19 protein-coding genes and 1 pseudogene are annotated in these 15,843 nt (G+C 55.3%); 13 read left to right on the top strand and 7 right to left on the bottom strand.

Features of this window, described 5'->3' with window-relative positions:
- Positions 1–39: 39 nt before the first annotated feature.
- Positions 40–672 carry a cAMP-activated global transcriptional regulator CRP gene (gene crp, locus HMPREF1144_RS28970; RefSeq protein WP_000242758.1) on the bottom strand — a complete coding sequence of 211 codons (633 nt, stop codon included), beginning with the start codon at positions 670–672 and terminating at the stop codon, positions 40–42.
- Positions 673–976: 304 nt separating this feature from the next.
- On the opposite strand from crp, the gene HMPREF1144_RS28960 reads away from it, so the two are divergent.
- A complete protein-coding gene (locus tag HMPREF1144_RS28960; RefSeq protein WP_004854875.1) occupies positions 977–1,381 on the top strand; it encodes an OsmC family protein in 405 nt (134 codons plus the stop codon).
- A gap of 43 nt (positions 1,382–1,424) precedes the next feature.
- Here the strand turns inward: HMPREF1144_RS28960 and HMPREF1144_RS28955 are convergent, their stop codons facing one another.
- The 4 genes from HMPREF1144_RS28955 to HMPREF1144_RS28940 form a co-directional block, all read right to left on the bottom strand.
- Positions 1,425–2,297, bottom strand: coding sequence for a phosphoribulokinase (locus HMPREF1144_RS28955; RefSeq protein ID WP_004854874.1), 873 nt, complete (start codon positions 2,295–2,297; stop codon positions 1,425–1,427).
- A 35-nt stretch (positions 2,298–2,332) separates the two neighbouring features.
- Positions 2,333–2,551, bottom strand: a complete 219-nt coding sequence (locus HMPREF1144_RS28950; protein WP_004125965.1) for a YheU family protein — start codon at positions 2,549–2,551, stop codon at positions 2,333–2,335.
- A complete protein-coding gene (locus HMPREF1144_RS28945; RefSeq protein ID WP_231719137.1) occupies positions 2,548–3,507 on the bottom strand; it encodes a hydrolase in 960 nt (319 codons plus the stop codon). Before HMPREF1144_RS28945 ends, HMPREF1144_RS28950 begins: the two co-directional genes overlap by 4 nt.
- Positions 3,508–3,651: 144 nt before the next feature.
- The gene (locus HMPREF1144_RS28940; protein WP_004854868.1) at positions 3,652–4,371 is read right to left on the bottom strand and encodes an NUDIX hydrolase; all 720 of its coding nucleotides are present in this window, start codon (positions 4,369–4,371) and stop codon (positions 3,652–3,654) included.
- Positions 4,372–4,567: 196 nt separating this feature from the next.
- Here HMPREF1144_RS28940 and prs point away from each other — a divergent pair, with 196 nt between their 5' ends.
- Positions 4,568–5,437 carry a ribose-phosphate diphosphokinase gene (gene prs / locus HMPREF1144_RS28935; protein ID WP_009654833.1) on the top strand — a complete coding sequence of 290 codons (870 nt, stop codon included), beginning with the start codon at positions 4,568–4,570 and terminating at the stop codon, positions 5,435–5,437.
- A gap of 4 nt (positions 5,438–5,441) precedes the next feature.
- Positions 5,442–6,932 carry a nicotinate phosphoribosyltransferase gene (locus tag HMPREF1144_RS28930; protein ID WP_042928743.1) on the top strand — a complete coding sequence of 497 codons (1,491 nt, stop codon included), beginning with the start codon at positions 5,442–5,444 and terminating at the stop codon, positions 6,930–6,932.
- A 61-nt stretch (positions 6,933–6,993) separates the two neighbouring features.
- On the opposite strand, the gene HMPREF1144_RS28925 is transcribed toward HMPREF1144_RS28930, so the two are convergent.
- On the bottom strand, positions 6,994–8,898 hold the full coding sequence (locus HMPREF1144_RS28925) for an ABC transporter ATP-binding protein (RefSeq protein WP_004854860.1): 1,905 nt from the start codon (positions 8,896–8,898) through the stop codon (positions 6,994–6,996).
- A gap of 175 nt (positions 8,899–9,073) precedes the next feature.
- Between HMPREF1144_RS28925 and kefG the strand changes: the two genes are divergently transcribed.
- From kefG to slyD, 4 genes are all read left to right on the top strand, one after another.
- Positions 9,074–9,634, top strand: a complete 561-nt coding sequence (gene kefG, locus HMPREF1144_RS28920; protein WP_004854856.1) for a glutathione-regulated potassium-efflux system ancillary protein KefG — start codon at positions 9,074–9,076, stop codon at positions 9,632–9,634.
- On the top strand, positions 9,621–11,426 hold the full coding sequence (gene kefB / locus HMPREF1144_RS28915) for a glutathione-regulated potassium-efflux system protein KefB (protein WP_004854853.1): 1,806 nt from the start codon (positions 9,621–9,623) through the stop codon (positions 11,424–11,426). The genes kefG and kefB overlap by 14 nt, the downstream gene beginning before the upstream one ends.
- A gap of 11 nt (positions 11,427–11,437) precedes the next feature.
- Positions 11,438–11,638, top strand: a complete 201-nt coding sequence (locus HMPREF1144_RS28910) for a YheV family putative zinc ribbon protein (RefSeq protein WP_004106389.1) — start codon at positions 11,438–11,440, stop codon at positions 11,636–11,638.
- Positions 11,639–11,732: 94 nt separating this feature from the next.
- Complete coding sequence (gene slyD / locus HMPREF1144_RS28905; protein WP_004854848.1) at positions 11,733–12,320, top strand: peptidylprolyl isomerase; 588 nt, start codon at positions 11,733–11,735, stop codon at positions 12,318–12,320.
- 66 nt (positions 12,321–12,386) lie between these two features.
- Here the strand turns inward: slyD and HMPREF1144_RS28900 are convergent, their stop codons facing one another.
- Entirely contained in the window at positions 12,387–12,605 is a 219-nt protein-coding gene (locus tag HMPREF1144_RS28900) for a protein SlyX (protein WP_004106384.1), read from the bottom strand.
- A 222-nt stretch (positions 12,606–12,827) separates the two neighbouring features.
- On the opposite strand from HMPREF1144_RS28900, the gene fkpA reads away from it, so the two are divergent.
- From fkpA to rpsL, 6 genes and pseudogenes are all read left to right on the top strand, one after another.
- Entirely contained in the window at positions 12,828–13,646 is an 819-nt protein-coding gene (gene fkpA, locus HMPREF1144_RS28895) for an FKBP-type peptidyl-prolyl cis-trans isomerase (RefSeq protein WP_004854844.1), read from the top strand.
- A 166-nt stretch (positions 13,647–13,812) separates the two neighbouring features.
- Positions 13,813–14,535, top strand: coding sequence for a transcriptional regulator (locus HMPREF1144_RS28890; protein WP_004106380.1), 723 nt, complete (start codon positions 13,813–13,815; stop codon positions 14,533–14,535).
- Positions 14,535–14,921: a sulfurtransferase complex subunit TusD gene (tusD, locus tag HMPREF1144_RS28885; RefSeq protein WP_009654842.1), complete on the top strand. Its 387-nt coding sequence runs from the start codon at positions 14,535–14,537 to the stop codon at positions 14,919–14,921. Before HMPREF1144_RS28890 ends, tusD begins: the two co-directional genes overlap by 1 nt.
- Positions 14,921–15,280, top strand: a complete 360-nt coding sequence (gene tusC / locus HMPREF1144_RS28880; protein ID WP_004854839.1) for a sulfurtransferase complex subunit TusC — start codon at positions 14,921–14,923, stop codon at positions 15,278–15,280. The genes tusD and tusC overlap by 1 nt, the downstream gene beginning before the upstream one ends.
- 7 nt (positions 15,281–15,287) lie before the next feature.
- Positions 15,288–15,575: a sulfurtransferase complex subunit TusB gene (gene tusB, locus HMPREF1144_RS28875; protein WP_004854832.1), complete on the top strand. Its 288-nt coding sequence runs from the start codon at positions 15,288–15,290 to the stop codon at positions 15,573–15,575.
- 124 nt (positions 15,576–15,699) lie between these two features.
- Positions 15,700–15,843, top strand: a pseudogene (gene rpsL / locus HMPREF1144_RS28870) (30S ribosomal protein S12); the annotation flags it as partial.

The raw sequence follows: 15,843 nt of genomic DNA, 5'->3' as shown, positions 1-15,843 counted from the left end.
AAAACGGCGTATTGTCAGGCAATACGCCGTTTTACCGACTTAACGGGTACCGTAGACGACGATAGTTTTACCGTGCGCGGAGATCAGGTTTTGATCTTCCAGCATTTTCAGGATGCGGCCAACGGTCTCGCGGGAGCATCCGACGATCTGACCAATTTCCTGGCGGGTAATTTTAATTTGCATACCGTCCGGGTGGGTCATCGCATCCGGCTGTTTAGCCAGGTTCAGCAGCGTCTGAGCGATACGACCGGTAACGTCAAGGAAGGCGAGGTTGCCGACTTTCTCAGACGTGACCTGCAGACGACGAGCCATCTGCGAAGAGAGACGCATCAGGATGTCCGGGTTAACCTGGATCAGCTGACGGAATTTTTTGTAGGAGATTTCGGCCACTTCACATGCGGTTTTCGCACGTACCCAAGCGCTACGCTCCTGGCCTTCTTCAAACAAGCCTAATTCACCGATGAAATCGCCCTGATTAAGGTAAGAGAGGATCATCTCTTTACCTTCTTCATCCTTGATGAGTACAGCCACGGAGCCTTTAACGATGTAGTACAACGTTTCTGCTTTCTCACCCTGGTGGATCAGCGTGCTCTTTGATGGGTACTTATGAATGTGGCAATGAGACAAGAACCATTCAAGGGTAGGGTCTGTTTGCGGTTTGCCAAGCACCATGCGCGGTTATCCTCTGTTATAAGCTATCTCCGGGTGCCGACACTACACGGCATCCGGGCATGCAATCGTATTGAATCCCTGTACCTGGGAATCCGGCTGAAAGTTTTCTGCAGCCTGTAATGTGAACTCCTCTGCATACATGCAGTACATCAATGTATTACTGTAGCATCCAGATTGTTTTAGCATAGCTTTCGCCGCATGTCTCCTGGTGTCTCGCTTCAGCATGACCCAGGTCGCCTTCCGTTGCGAGAATTGTTATGTACGCGTAATCTGTCAGGAAAATTACAGCCCTGGAGTTAAATTTATGCAAGCGCGAGTGAAGTGGGTTGAAGGGTTAACCTTCATCGGTGAGTCGGCTTCTGGCCACCAGATTCTGATGGACGGCAATTCCGGGGATAAAGCGCCCAGCCCAATGGAAATGGTACTGATGGCGGCAGGCGGATGCAGCGCGATTGATGTGGTATCCATATTGCAGAAGGGCCGCCAGAACGTCACCAACTGCGAAGTTAAGCTGACCTCGGAGCGCCGCGAAGAGGCGCCGCGTCTGTTTACCCATATCAATCTGCATTTTATCGTGACCGGTAAAGAACTGAAGGACGCTGCCGTGTCTCGCGCGGTCGACCTGTCGGCGGAAAAGTATTGTTCCGTCGCGCTGATGCTTGAGAAAGCGGTAAACATTACCCACTCTTATGAAGTGATCGAAGGGTAAGCCGAACGCGCCCCGGCCGGCAATCGCGCCACCGGGGTTCTGGCTACTCGCTGATTTTCCTGCCTTCCATCAGCCGCTCAACCAGCGGCGCCATAATCAGTTCCATCGCCAGCCCCATTTTCCCGCCCGGTACCACCAGGGTATTCATATGCGAAATAAACGAGCCCTGCAGCATCGCCAGTAGCCAGGGGAAATCGATATTTTTTAGATTACGGAAATGGATAACGACAAAGCTTTCATCCAGTGAAGGGATGGCTTTGGCCGCAAACGGGTTGGACGTATCCACCGTCGGTACGCGCTGAAAGTTGAGGTGGGTGCGTGAAAACTGCGGGGTGATAAAGTTGATGTAATCTTCCATCGAGCGGACCACGGAATCCATGACCGCCTCACGAGAGTGTCCGCGCTCGCTGGTGTCGCGGATAAGCTTCTGGATCCACTCAAGATTGACGATGGGCACCACGCCGACCAGCAGGTCGACATGGTTTGCTACGTTATGCTGCGGCGTCACAACGCCGCCGTGCAGGCCTTCATAAAACAGGACGTCAGTCGGTTCCGGCAGCGGCTGCCAGGGCGTGAAGGTCCCCGGAACCTGATTCCACGGCACGGCCTCGTCATAGGTATGTAAATATTTGCGCGACTGGCCTTTGCCGCTTTGCCCATATTCGGCGAACGTGTGTTCCAGCAGGCCGAAGTCGTTAGCCTCGGGGCCAAAGTAGCTGATATGTTTGCCCTGATCGCGCGCTTTACGGATCGCCATATCCATTTCCGGACGGGTATAGCGGTGAAAGCTATCGCCTTCAACTTCGGCGGCGTGCAGATTAAGCTGGGCGAAAATTTTGCGAAAGGCGAGGCTGGTGGTCGTGGTTCCCGCGCCGCTGGAGCCCGTGACGGCAATCACCGGATGTTTGGCAGACATAACAACTCCCAGAGTAAACGATAGTATGTGCCGCCTTAGCCGTGAAACTGCTTGCGGGGCATGATATTCACCGTTTCGTGCAGTTCTGACCACACCAGCACGGCTTCTCCGCTTTTCAACTGCTGTTTAACATCCGCGACTTTATCCGTCAGCGAACGTTCATGTTCACCATAATCGGTGCCTTCACGTAATACAAAACTTTCGATCAGGTTATCCAGCGTTTCGGGATCGAGATCTTGCCAGGGAATGATCATATTTGCGCTCCTAGCCAACGGGTTAGCCAATCCGGGATGCGTTTTTCAAGCCACATTTCAGGCTTACGCAGCGTGCCGCCGACGAAGCCAACGTGCCCGCCGTGCTCCGTGAGCTGATATTCGACATTCGCTGGCAGCTGCTCCTGCGGGGGAATCGAGTGGTGATCCATAAAGGGATCGTCCTTCGCGTGAATAATCAGCGTGGGCTTAGTGATATCGCTCAGGCGCGGCATGGCGCTACACTGGCGATAGTAGTCCAGCGCATCGGCAAAACCGTGGATCCTGGCCGTAATGCAATCGTCAAACTCGCGGATACGGCGCATGCTTTTTAGCTGGCGTAAATCGACGGGCAGTGAGCCGGGATAGGCTTTTAGCTTACGCGCGGCGTTGGCTTTCAGCAGGTTGAGCAGGTAGCGCTGATAAACGCGGGAGAAACCTTTGTCCATATGATAGCTACAGGCCTCCAGCATAAACGGCGCCGAGACGATAACCGCGGCATCAACGGGAATAGCGTCGCCTTCTTTTGCCAGCAGGCAGCCCAGCATATTGCCCCCGAGCGAATATCCCACCGCGGCGGTGGGAACCGTGCCGTACTCGCGCTGGAGCCAGCGCAGAAACCAGGAGCCGTCTTCCGTTTCGCCCGAGTGGTAGATGCGGTTATTCCGGTTGGGTTCGCCGCTACAGCCGCGAAAGTGCATCACCACGCCCAGCCAGCCGCGCTGCATTGCCGCATGGATAAGTCCGTGTGCGTAAGGGCTGTGTAGGCTCCCCTCCAGGCCGTGAAATACCACCAGACGAGGTTTATGGCGCGCCTGAGAAGGGTCTTCACTCCATGCCAGATCGACAAAATCGCCGTCCGGCAATTCCAGACGCTGCCAGTGGGGAGTAAAGCGGAGTTTGCGACGGATTAGCCGCGGCAACATGGTTTGCAAATGACGATTGCCTACGCCGCGCATCGGATGAAACTGCTGCGAGTCGTCTTCAGGGGGCGTCATTTCTGTAGGAGTGATATCAACCATAGCACCAGAGCAATAAATAATCTTTATAACATACTATACCGCGCATGAAGTGCGCAGGTTAGCCCATATGTGGCCTTGCGGCTAATCGGCCAGCAGGTTACGTGAAAAGAGATGAAAATCGACGCCGGGTTTACGCCGCCATAGCCGCGCTTTCCGCGCGCCGGTTGCCGCTGTTTCACCGGTCTCTTCAAACATTCCGGAGGCTTCGAAGCGGCGAATCAGGCTTTTGCGTTGAATCGGCTGACCAAGGATGATTTCCGTGGCTTCCAGCAGCTGACCATGGGTAAAGGTTTCCGGCAGGCAGTAAACCGGCAGTAAAGAGTACATCGTTTTTTGGCGTAAGCGATGCAGACCGGCGTCGATAATCTTTTGATGATCGAAAGCCAGCGAATAGCTATCCAGCTGCGCCACCGGCACCCAGCGGGCATCGCTGACGCTGGCGATATGCGGCTGACACTCTACCCACGAGATTAACGCAAACCAGGCGATAGTCAGGCTCCAGCCGCGCGGATCGCGATCCGGCCCGGAGAAGGTGTCGAGCTGCTCCAGCCATGACGGTGAAATCCCGGTTTTTTCCGTGAGCTTACGTAGCGCCGTGGCGCGGGTTGAATCATCGTGCGCCAGATCGATAAAGCCGCCGGGTAGCCCCCACGCCCCCTGCTGCGGTGGATTAGCGCGCTCAACCAGCAGAACGCACAGCGCCCCTTCATGCAGGGTAAACAGGACGCTGTCGACGGTCACCAGCGGCGAGGGAAAGCGGCTGGCATCGTAGTGGCTGAGGTATTCGGCATCGTTGGTCATAGAGCGCTCGCAGCGGAAAAGAACGCTGACAAGTGTACCAGCCCCTTCCTGAGCAGCAAGCCTACATTTTTATTATTGTTTTTCAATTGCTTAATCCACATCTCCGCTTAAATGACATTTAACGCTTGCGCAATATGTGTCTTAGGGACATTATTAATTATGTCTTAGGGACACAATTTAATGAGCGGAGGTCATCATGAGCGAAAAATTTACCCTGGAACTGGATGATGAAGCGTTTACGCTTGCCAGCGGCGTCTTTCCCGATGGCGCTGTGTGGCTGAAGGTGACCGATCCACTACCGCCTTCTGCTCGTCTGATGCGCATCCGGGCGGTTGCTCTGCGCGACATGAACGATTTTATGCTGCTGGCGCAGCTGGTGGAGGCCGTGCGTCATGTTACCGACGTGACGTTTAGCCATCTGGAACTGCCGTGGTTGCCGTGGGCGCGTCAGGATCGTCATATGGTGCCGGGAGACAGCTTTGCGCTGAAGGTCTTTGCCCGGCAGCTTAATACCCTTGGTTTTGACAAAGTCGTGGTGCTTGACCCGCACAGCGATGCCGCAGCGGCAGCAGTCAATAATATGGTCGCGGTGGCTCAACAGCACTGTCTTCTGCAGAACGCCGGTCTGCGTCAGGCTATTGCTGCCGGGGAGCTGATGCTGGTGGCGCCGGATGCCGGCGCGCTAAAGAAGATTCATCCTGTGGCTAAAGCCTGCGGCGCCGGAGAGTTCGCGATCCTCGGTAAAGAGCGTGATCTTGCCAGCGGCGCGTTAACCGGTTTTTCCCTGCTGGCCGGTAATGTCGCGGGGAAAGCGGTGCTTATTGTTGACGACCTCTGCGACGCTGGCGGCACCTTTATCGGCTCGGCGCAGGTGCTGCGCGAGGCGGGCGCCCGCAGCGTGAGTCTGTACGTCACCCACGGTATTTTTTCCAAAGGCGTAGAGCATCTGTTGAATAACGGCATCGATGCCGTTTACGCCACCACCTCTTTGACTTCTCCTGCCCTGGCTCATCCGCAGCTGGAGCTTATCGATATTGACGCCATCTACCGAGCACATAGGGGATAACATGATGAAAATAAATCCGATTCTGGCCATTGATGGTTATAAAGTTTCCCATCGCGTGCAGTATCCGCAGGGGACAACGAAGGTTTACTCTAACTTTACCCCGCGCGGCGATCGTTTTTTCCAGTCGCCGCAGGCCGATGGCAAGCTGGTGTTTTTCGGCCTGCAGGGCTTTCTACAGTGGTTCCTGGTCGATCTGTTTAACGACGCGTTTTTCGCCCGCCCGGAAGAGGAGGTCGTGAACGAGTATAAGCAGGTGATGGACGGCTATCTGGGGCGCGATACGGTTGGGGTGGAGCCCGTTCGCGCTCTGCATCGGCTTGGCTATTTACCGCTGCATATCAAAGCGCTGGATGAAGGCACCAAGGTGCCGATGAAAGTACCGGTGCTGACCATCACCAATACGCAACCTGAGTTCTTCTGGCTGGTGAACTATCTGGAGACGGTGCTTTCGGCGGAGCTGTGGAAAGCGTCAACCAACGCGACCATCGCCCACCACTATCGCCTGATTTGCGAACGCTGGGCGGAGAAAACCTGTAGCGATCTGACGCACCTTGATTTCCAATGTCACGACTTTTCGTTTCGGGGGATGTCCGGGCTGCACGACACTGCGCAGTCGGGCTGCGGACATCTGGCCAGCTTCAAAGGGACCGATAGCCTGCCTTCGCTGCTGTATGCCCGTGATTATTACACTCGCGGTGAAGATGAGCTTATCGGCGCCAGCATTCCGGCCACGGAACACAGCGTGATGTGTATGGGCGAGCGCGAGCGGGAAATTGAAACCTTTCGCCGGCTGATTACCGAAGTCCACCCGCAGGGTTTCGTCTCTATCGTCTCGGATACCTGGGACTACTGGCAGGTGCTGACCGAATACACCCGCGAGCTGCAGGCAATAATTATGCAGCGTCAGGGGCGCGTGGTATTCCGTCCGGACAGCGGCGATCCGGTGGCGATTCTGTGCGGAACCGCAGCTGACGACGACACCCGCAGCGAGCGCAGCGCCGAGGAGAAAGGCTCCGTGGAGGTTCTGTGGGAAATCTTTGGCGGCACTATCAACGAAAAAGGATACAAGGTGCTGGATCCGCATGTCGGCCTGATTTACGGCGATTCCATTACTCTCGCCAGAGCGGATGAAATCCTGCGTCGCCTGGAAGCGAAAGGCTTTGCCAGCGCTAACGTGGTGTTCGGCGTGGGTTCATTTACCTACCAGTACAACACCCGCGATACCTTCGGCTTCGCGATGAAGGCAACCTGGGGGGAGGTGAACGGCGAGGGAAGAGCCCTCTTTAAGGAGCCGAAAACCGATAATGGTCTTAAACGTTCGGCGCGTGGTCTGCTGCGCGTGGAACGCGACGCCTTGGGGGAACTGCAGCTGTACGATGGGCAAACGCTGGAACAGGAGCAGCAGGGCGAGTTAAAAACGCGCTTTCTGGATGGCAAGCTGTACGGCTATGCCTCGCTGTCGGAGATCCGCGCCCGGCTGGCGGCACAGCGCTAAGCCACGGTGCGGAGGATGAAAAAAGGCGGGTTAGCCCGCCTTCACGTATGGCATATTGCCGCTAGCCTTCCTGCAGCATCTGCTCCAGCTGCTCCTGGGCATCCAGCCAGGCCATTTCACACTCTTCCAGTCCGGACTTCGCGCTGGCCTGCTGCTGTAGACACGCGGTGAGCTCGGCTTTGCGGCTTTGATCGTACAATTCGCTGTCGCCCAGCTTCTCTTCCGCCTGCGCCAGCTGCGCGTTGAACTTCTCCATCTCTTTTTCCAGTCGGGCGATCTCTTTGCGCAGCGGCTGGGTCAGCGTACGCAGCTCGGCTTCCCGGCGTTTCTGATCTTTACGCGCCTGGGCGCTGTTGCCGTTTTCCTTCGGCTCTTCCGATGTCTGGCTTTCCTGCTTTTGCGAGTCGCTCAGCCACTGCTGATAGTCTTCAAGATCGCCATCGAAAGGTTCGACTTTGCTGTCGTGCACCAGATAAAGGTCATCGGTGGTGGAGCGAATCAGGTGACGGTCGTGCGAAACCACCACCAGCGCGCCTTCAAAATCAATGAGCGCTTCGGTTAGCGCCTGGCGCATATCGAGATCGAGGTGGTTGGTGGGTTCATCAAGCAGCAGCAGGTTAGGCCGCTGCCAGACGATTAACGCCAGCACCAGGCGCGCTTTCTCGCCGCCGGAGAAACGCTTTGTCTCTTCGTTGACTTTATCGCTCTGGAAGCCGAAACCGCCCAGATAGTCGCGCAGCTTCTGCTCCAGCTCCTGCGGCGCAATACGGGCAAGATGCTGCAGCGGGGATTCGTCGGCGCGCAGAAACTCCAGCTGGTGCTGGGCAAAGTAGCCAAGCTTGATGCCTTTCGCCAGACCAATTTCACCCTGCAGCGGCTGTAGCTCGCCGGCCAGCAGTTTAATCAGCGTCGATTTACCGGCGCCGTTGCGCCCCAGCAGACCAATGCGCGAACCGGGCACCAGATTCAGCTTGATTGAATCGAGAATCACGCGCTCGCCATAACCGGCGCTGACCTTTTCCATTTTCAATAGGGGATTGGGCAGGCTTTCCGGCGCGCGAAAGCTAAAGTGAAACGGGTTATCAACGTGGGCAGGGGCGATGAGCTCCATACGCTCGAGCATTTTGATGCGGCTTTGCGCCTGTTTAGCTTTGGTGGCTTTAGCGCGAAAACGGTCGATGTAGCTCTGCAAATGCGCGACGCGCAGCTGCTGGCTCTCATACATCGACTGTTGCTGCGCAAGACGGGTCGCGCGCTGCACTTCAAATGAGCTGTAGTTGCCGGTGTACTCGAACATCGTTTGCTGTTCGATATGGATAATTTTGTCGACGATCGGATCGAGAAAATCGCGATCGTGGGAGATCAGTATCAGGGTCCCCGGGTAGCCTTTGAGCCACTTCTCCAGCCAGATGACCGCGTCGAGATCGAGGTGGTTCGTCGGTTCATCAAGCAGCAGCAGATCGGAACGGCAAATTAGCGCCTGCGCGAGGTTGAGACGCATACGCCAGCCGCCGGAAAAGTCGCTCACCGGTCTTTCAAGCTGTTCGTTGCTGAAACCGAGCCCGTGGAGCAGGCTTGCCGCACGCGAGCGGATGGTCCAGGCGTCGATGGCGTCCAGCTTACCGTGGACCGTCGCGATAGCATGGCCGTCATTACGTTCGTTGGCTTCGTGCAGGTCCGCCTCCAGCTTGCGGAATTCGCGATCGCCATCAATAACATAGTCAATAGCCGGCTGCGCAAGCGCAGGTGTTTCCTGATTAACCCAGGCCAGCTGCCAGCTGCCGGGGAAGGTCATTGAGCCGCCGTCGGCGCTAATCTCGTTTTTCAAAAGCGAAAGCAGCGTGGATTTACCGCAGCCGTTTTTACCCACCAGGCCGACTTTTTGCCCTGGGTTGATGGTGGCGGTAGCGTTGTCCAGCAGGACGCGTACGCCGCGACGAATTTGTAAGGAGGAGAAAACAATCATAAGGCGCCGTATGTTCTGACTATGTTAATTTGTCATTATGATAATGTAGTGTCGAGCGAATCGCTCAACCGGGCCGCAATGGTAGCCCAAAATGAAGATGATACACAAAGTCATTCTGGTTGCGTCGGGACGCAGCCGCTGCACAGGCCGCCAGAAGACGTTCGGGAGGGGAAAGATGTCTCAGACAGCGAAAGTTTTGCTGCTGTATGCCCACCCAGAATCTCAGGATTCCGTGGCCAACCGGGTTTTGCTTGAACCGGCCTTACAGTTGTCGAATGTGACCGTGCACGATCTCTACGCGCACTATCCGGATTTTTTTATCGATATCGCCTGCGAGCAGGATCTCCTGCGCCAGCATGAGGTGATTGTTTTCCAGCATCCGCTCTATACCTGGAGCTGCCCGGCGCTGATGAAAGAGTGGCTGGACAGGGTGCTCAGCCGCGGCTTTGCCAGCGGGGCGGGAGGGAATCAGCTGGCGGGAAAGTACTGGCGTAGCGTCATTACTACCGGCGAGCCGGAGAGCGCCTACCGGCGCGATGCCCATCGTTATCCGATGAATGATATTCTCCGCCCTTTCGAACTGACCGCCGGTATGTGCCGCATGCACTGGATGAGCCCGATTATCGTCTACTGGGCGCGTCGGCAATCACCCGACGATCTGAAAAGCCGCGCTCGCGCCTACCGCGATTGGCTGGCTAACCCTGTAACGGCGGGAGGTCCAAATGGCGGGAGCTGATTTACTGCTGGCCGGGGTGTTATTTCTGTTTGCCGCCGTAGTGGCGGTGCCGCTGGCGGCGAGGCTGGGTATTGGTGCCGTGCTCGGGTATCTGCTGGCCGGTATCGCCATCGGCCCCTGGGGATTAGGCTTCATCAGCGATGTGGATGAAATTCTTCACTTCTCAGAATTAGGCGTCGTCTTTCTGATGTTTATCATCGGACTGGAGTTGAATCCGTCCAAGCTGTGGCGGCTGAGAAGCTCCATTTTCGGCGTTGGGGCCGCTCAGGTCGCTTTCAGCGCGCTGATACTTGGCGGTTTGCTCATGCTTAGCGACTTCTCATGGCGCGCTGCGGTGGTTGGCGGGATTGGGCTGGCGATGTCTTCCACCGCGATGGCGCTGCAGCTGATGCGGGAGAAAGGCATGAGCCGCAGCGAGTCCGGGCAGCTGGGCTTCTCCGTACTGCTGTTTCAGGATCTGGCCGTGATCCCGGCCCTGGCGCTGGTTCCCCTGCTCGCAGGGTCAGGTGACGACCATTTTAACTGGCTCACCATCGGGATGAAGGTGCTGGCCTTCGGCGGAATGCTGGTTGGCGGTCGTTATCTGCTGAGGCCTGTATTTCGGTTTATCGCCGGATCCGGCGTGCGGGAGGTCTTCACCGCGGCGACGCTACTGCTGGTTCTTGGATCGGCGTTGTTTATGGATGCGCTCGGTTTGTCGATGGCGCTGGGGACCTTTATCGCCGGCGTCCTGCTGGCAGAGAGCGAGTATCGCCACGAGCTGGAAATCGCCATTGAGCCGTTTAAAGGGCTTCTCCTCGGGCTGTTCTTTATTTCCGTTGGCATGGCGCTGAACCTTGGGGTGCTCTATACCCATTTACTGTGGGTTGTGGCCAGCGTCGCGATACTGGTGACGGTAAAAGGTCTCGTCCTGTATCTTCTGGCACGGGTTTATGGCCTGCGCAGCTCTGAACGGGTGCAGTTTGCCGGCGTGCTGAGCCAGGGGGGAGAGTTTGCCTTTGTGCTGTTCTCACTCCCCGCTTCGCTTCGTCTGTTTCAAAACGATCAGATGGCCCTGCTGCTGGTGACGGTGACATTATCGATGATGACCACGCCGCTGCTGATGAAGCTCATCGATAAAGTCCTTTCGCGGCGATTGAACCAAACTGAAGAGGAGGGCGAGGCTCCTTGGGTTGAAGATGACAAACCGCAGGTGATCATCGTTGGTTTTGGGCGTTTCGGCCAGGTGATTGGCCGTCTGCTGATGGCCAACAAAATGCGTATTACGGTACTGGAGCGCGATATCAGCGCGGTCAATCTGATGCGTAAATATGGCTATAAAGTTTATTTTGGCGATGCGACGCAGCTGGAGCTCCTGCGCTCGGCGGGAGCCGAAGACGCGCAGTCCATAGTTATCACCTGCAACGAGCCGGAAGATACCATGAAGCTGGTGGAGATGTGTCAACAACACTTTCCACATCTCCATATTCTGGCGCGAGCGCGGGGACGCGTTGAGGCCCATGAGCTGCTGCAGGCGGGAGTGGCGCAGTTTTCCCGCGAAACCTTCTCCAGCGCGCTGGAGCTAGGACGGAAAGCGCTTATCTCACTCGGCATGCATCCCCATCAGGCGCAGCGCGCCCAGCTGCATTTTCGGCGCCTCGATATGCGGATGCTGCGCGAGTTAATGCCGGTGCATAGTGATACCCTGCAGATATCCCGCGTGCGGGAAGCCAGACGCGAGCTGGAGGAGATTTTTCAGCGCGAGATGCAAAAAGAGAGCAGGCAGTTAGACGGCTGGGATGAATTTGAATAAAGGTAAATGATATGGCTGTGCGTAAACGTTTTATCGCCGGTGCGAAATGCCCGGCGTGCCAGGCCCAGGATTCGCTGGCGATGTGGCGTGAGAATAATGTCGATATTGTTGAGTGCGTTAAGTGCGGTCATCAGATGCGTGAGGCGGATAAAGAGGTCCGCGAGCATGTTCGCAAAGAAGAGCAAGTGATAGGCATTTTTCATCCGGACTAGCGTTATCTATCGGCTTTTTTTAAGCTAGAGGGTACACGGGTGCAGAATTCCGCTACAATCTGCGCCACTATTCTTCCCATGCTCAGGAGATATCATGAAAGTAGCAAAAGACCTGGTGGTCAGCCTGGCCTATCAGGTACGTACAGAAGACGGTGTGTTGGTTGATGAGTCTCCGGTAAGCGCGCCGCTTGACTACCTGCATGGTCACGGTTCCCTGATTTCCGGCCTGGAAAACGCACTGGACGGCCACGACGTTGGCGACAAATTTGACGTCGAAGTCGGCGCTAACGATGCGTACGGTCAGTACGACGAAAACCTGGTTCAGCGCGTTCCTAAAGACGTATTTATGGGCGTCGATGAACTGCAGGTTGGCATGCGCTTCCTGGCGGAAACCGATCAGGGTCCGGTACCGGTAGAAATCACCGAAGTGGGTGACGAACACGTTGTTGTTGACGGTAACCACATGCTGGCTGGTCAGAATCTGAAGTTCAACGTTGAAGTTGTCGCGATTCGCGAAGCAACGGCGGAAGAGCTGGAGCATGGTCATGTACACGGTGCTCACGGGCACGATCATGGCCACGACCACGATCATGATGGTTGCTGCGGTGGCCACGGCCACGGCCATGACCACGAACATGGCAAAGGCGGCTGCGGCGGCAACGGCGGCTGCGGCTGCCACTAATTCCGCAGCGCTCGCGTTGTGCTTTGTGGAATAGAAAAAAGCGGGGAAACCCGCTTTTTTTACGTCTTAATAGTGCGGCGGGGGCGTTTCTTCCGCCTGTGAAGCCATATGCGACGGCTGAGTGGCTTTCAGTTTTTCGACCATCAGGCGCATATGTTCGCGCATCCTCGCCATTTCTATCTCGTGGGCAGTGACGGTCTTGTTGAGGTCTTCAATAGTGATTTCCTGAAACGCCAGTCTGCTCTCCAGCTCCGCAAGGCGAGTCTCTAAAGTGCTATCGTGCATGAGTAACCTCTTCTGTCTTATCCTGCGGGCGGATTCTACTGAAGTTTCAGCATCCGCGCAGCATCGTTACGTCTGACAGGAAACTAATTCATACAAAAATAGTCTTAAATGAGGCGATATTCAGGTACGTCTGTATGTTGATTTGTTCTGCAACGTTCTATAGTACGTTTTTTGTTTTTTACGATAACCTTGGGGTGAGATGCCCCGGCCCTGGAGAAATGGATGAAATCACTGTTTAAAGTAACGCTGCTGGCGACCACTATGGCCATCGCCCTGAATGCACCGCTGAGCTTCGCTGCTGAGACTACAGCGAAAGCGGCACCCGCAACGGACAGCAAATCGGCATTTAAAAATGACGATCAGAAATCTGCTTATGCGCTGGGTGCATCGCTGGGACGTTACATGGAAAACTCCCTGAAAGAACAAGAAAAGCTGGGCATCAAATTAGATAAAGATCAGCTGATCGCCGGCGTTCAGGACGCTTTTGCTGATAAGAGCAAACTGTCCGATCAGGAGATCGAACAGACTCTGCAGACGTTTGAAACCCGTGTAAAAACTGCTGCTCAGCAGAAAATGGAAAAAGACGCCTCTGAGAATGAAGCGAAAGGCAAAGCTTACCGTGACGCCTTTGCCAAAGAGAAAGGCGTGAAAACGTCTAAATCTGGCCTGCTCTACAAAGTCGAGAAAGCGGGTACCGGCGAAACGCCGAAAGACAGCGATACCGTTGTCGTCAACTACAAAGGTACGCTGATCGACGGTAAAGAGTTTGATAACTCTTATACCCGCGGCGAGCCGCTTTCCTTCCGCCTGGACGGCGTGATCCCGGGCTGGACCGAAGGCCTGAAGAACATCAAGAAAGGCGGTAAAATCCAGCTGGTCATTCCACCGGATCTGGCTTACGGCAAAACTGGCGTACCGGGTATCCCGGCAAACTCTACTCTGGTATTTGATGTAGAGCTGCTGGATATTAAACCGGCGCCGAAAGCGGATGCCAAGCCTGAAGCCGCTGCTGAAGCGCCAGCTGCTGACGCTAAGAAGTAATCGGTTTTAAGCCGCCGCCTCCAGGGGCGGCGGTTTTTTTATTGCGGGCAGATATAATTAAAACTGGAAAGAACCTCAGGCGCTGTATTACTTTAGATAGATTAATAATGATGATGAGCCTGCCCTGACGATAACGACAGGCTCCTGAAAAGGAGTGCTTTTTTTCATGTCCAGGTCGCTTTTAACCAACGAGACCAGTGAGCTTGATTTGCTGGATCAACGTCCTTTTGACCAGACCGACTTCGATATCCTTAAATCCTATGAAGCGGTAGTGGACGGGTTAGCGATGCTCATCGGTTCCCACTGTGAAATCGTATTGCACTCATTGCAGGACTTAAAATGTTCCGCTATTCGTATCGCCAACGGTGAACACACCGGCCGTCAAATCGGCTCGCCAATTACCGACCTTGCGCTGCGCATGCTGCACGATATGACTGGAGCCGATAGCAGCGTTTCCAAATGCTATTTTACTCGCGCTAAAAGCGGTGTGCTGATGAAATCGGTCACCATCGCTATCCGCAACCGTGACCATCGGGTCATTGGCCTGCTGTGCATCAACATGAACCTTGATGTCCCTTTCTCACAAATCATGAGCACCTTTATTCCGCCGGAAACGACGGAGGTGAATTCCCAGGTCAACTTTGCTTCATCAGTTGACGATCTGGTGGCCCAGACGCTGGAGTTCACGATTGAAGAGGTGAACGCTGACCGTAACGTTTCTAACAACGCTAAAAATCGGCAGATCGTCCTGAACCTCTATGAGAAGGGGATCTTTGATATCAAAGATGCCATCAACCAGGTGGCCGATCGGCTGAACATCTCTAAGCACACGGTATATCTCTACATTCGTCAGTTCAAAAGTGGAGATTTCCAGGGGCTGGATAAGTAATGCGCTTTGCCATTACGGTAACGGGGCCCGCTTATGGTACCCAGCAGGCCAGCAGTGCACTACAGTTTGCCCGCGCCGTTTTGCAGGAAGGCCACGAGCTGCTCAGCATCTTTTTTTATCGTGAAGGCGTCTATAACGCGAATCAGCTCACGGCGCCCGCCAGCGACGAAATTGATCTGGTTCGGGCCTGGCAGACGCTGCACGACGAACACGCTGTTTCCTTGCATATCTGTGTAGCCGCAGCGTTACGCCGTGGAATCACTGATGAACAGGAAGCCCGGCAGCTGAATTTGCCTGGATATAATTTGCAGCCGGGCTTTACCTTGAGTGGATTGGGCGCGCTGGCGGAAGCCGCGTTAACCTGCGATCGCATGGTGCAGTTCTGATGAAGCGCGTAGCCTTTGTTTTTTCTTCTGCGCCTCATGGTTCAGCGTCGGGCAGGGAAGGGCTGGACGCCCTGCTGGCAACCTCAGCGCTGACGGAAGAGATCGGCGTTTTCTTCGTGGGCGATGGCGTCTTTCAGCTTCTTCCCGGGCAGCGCCCCGCAGCGGTGCTGGCGCGCGACTATATCTCCACCTTTAAGCTCTTATCGCTATACGATATCGAACAGTGCTGGATTTGCGCTGCCTCAGCACGGGAGCGCGGTCTGAATTCTGCCACGCCGTGGGTTGTTGATGGCGAATGGCTGGAGCCAGAGGCTTTGCGCGCCCGGCTTGACGATTTTAACGTGATACTGCGGTTCTGAGGCTCGAATGCTCCACACGCTAAGCACATCCCCCTGGCACGCCGATATGGCGGCTATGCTCCGTTTGCTAAAAGAGGGCGACGATCTTTTGCTGCTGTCGGACGGCGTTATCGCCGCTCTTGCGGAAGGCCGTTTCCTTGAAATCCTGCAATCTGCCCCCATATCCGTCTACGCTCTGCAAGAAGATATCGAAGCCCGCGGGCTGGCTGGTCAAATTGCGGACAGTGTCGTCAGGGTTAGCTATACTGATTTCGTCAGACTTTCAGTCAAACATGCCGGTCAGTTGTCCTGGTAATGGCGGGATCGTTGTATATTTCTTGACACCTTTTCGGCACCGCCCTAAAATTCTGCGTCCTCATATTATATGAGGCGATTTATTACGTGTTTACGAAGCAAAAGCTAAAACCAGGAGCTATTTAATGGCAACAATTAACCAGCTGGTACGCAAACCACGCGCGCGCAAAGTTGCAAAGAGCAACGTGCCGGCGCTGGAAGCCTGCCCGCAGAAACGTGGCGTATGTACTCGTGTATATACCACCACTCCTAAGAAACCGAACTCCGCA

Origin of the sequence: Klebsiella sp. OBRC7 (assembly GCF_000293135.1) — a bacterium.
In the GTDB taxonomy this organism is placed as follows: Bacteria; Pseudomonadota; Gammaproteobacteria; order Enterobacterales; family Enterobacteriaceae; genus Klebsiella; species Klebsiella michiganensis.
This window is presented reverse-complemented; position numbering and strand designations above follow the sequence as displayed.

Excerpts from the sequence above, each read along its gene's own strand:
- kefB (WP_004854853.1), top strand. The coding sequence starts at position 9,621 with ATGGCGGGAGCTGATTTACTGCTGGCCGGGGTGTTATTTCTGTTTGCC.
- prs (WP_009654833.1), top strand. The coding sequence starts at position 4,568 with ATGAGCGAAAAATTTACCCTGGAACTGGATGATGAAGCGTTTACGCTT.
- fkpA (WP_004854844.1), top strand. The coding sequence starts at position 12,828 with ATGAAATCACTGTTTAAAGTAACGCTGCTGGCGACCACTATGGCCATC.
- tusD (WP_009654842.1), top strand. The coding sequence starts at position 14,535 with ATGCGCTTTGCCATTACGGTAACGGGGCCCGCTTATGGTACCCAGCAG.
- HMPREF1144_RS28910 (WP_004106389.1), top strand. The coding sequence starts at position 11,438 with ATGGCTGTGCGTAAACGTTTTATCGCCGGTGCGAAATGCCCGGCGTGC.
- tusC (WP_004854839.1), top strand. The coding sequence starts at position 14,921 with ATGAAGCGCGTAGCCTTTGTTTTTTCTTCTGCGCCTCATGGTTCAGCG.
- HMPREF1144_RS28955 (WP_004854874.1), bottom strand. The coding sequence starts at position 2,297 with ATGTCTGCCAAACATCCGGTGATTGCCGTCACGGGCTCCAGCGGCGCG.
- HMPREF1144_RS28930 (WP_042928743.1), top strand. The coding sequence starts at position 5,442 with ATGAAAATAAATCCGATTCTGGCCATTGATGGTTATAAAGTTTCCCAT.
- kefG (WP_004854856.1), top strand. The coding sequence starts at position 9,074 with ATGTCTCAGACAGCGAAAGTTTTGCTGCTGTATGCCCACCCAGAATCT.
- HMPREF1144_RS28890 (WP_004106380.1), top strand. The coding sequence starts at position 13,813 with ATGTCCAGGTCGCTTTTAACCAACGAGACCAGTGAGCTTGATTTGCTG.
- HMPREF1144_RS28950 (WP_004125965.1), bottom strand. The coding sequence starts at position 2,551 with ATGATCATTCCCTGGCAAGATCTCGATCCCGAAACGCTGGATAACCTG.
- slyD (WP_004854848.1), top strand. The coding sequence starts at position 11,733 with ATGAAAGTAGCAAAAGACCTGGTGGTCAGCCTGGCCTATCAGGTACGT.
- HMPREF1144_RS28940 (WP_004854868.1), bottom strand. The coding sequence starts at position 4,371 with ATGACCAACGATGCCGAATACCTCAGCCACTACGATGCCAGCCGCTTT.
- HMPREF1144_RS28945 (WP_231719137.1), bottom strand. The coding sequence starts at position 3,507 with ATGCGCGGCGTAGGCAATCGTCATTTGCAAACCATGTTGCCGCGGCTA.
- HMPREF1144_RS28925 (WP_004854860.1), bottom strand. The coding sequence starts at position 8,898 with ATGATTGTTTTCTCCTCCTTACAAATTCGTCGCGGCGTACGCGTCCTG.
- HMPREF1144_RS28900 (WP_004106384.1), bottom strand. The coding sequence starts at position 12,605 with ATGCACGATAGCACTTTAGAGACTCGCCTTGCGGAGCTGGAGAGCAGA.
- crp (WP_000242758.1), bottom strand. The coding sequence starts at position 672 with ATGGTGCTTGGCAAACCGCAAACAGACCCTACCCTTGAATGGTTCTTG.
- HMPREF1144_RS28960 (WP_004854875.1), top strand. The coding sequence starts at position 977 with ATGCAAGCGCGAGTGAAGTGGGTTGAAGGGTTAACCTTCATCGGTGAG.
- tusB (WP_004854832.1), top strand. The coding sequence starts at position 15,288 with ATGCTCCACACGCTAAGCACATCCCCCTGGCACGCCGATATGGCGGCT.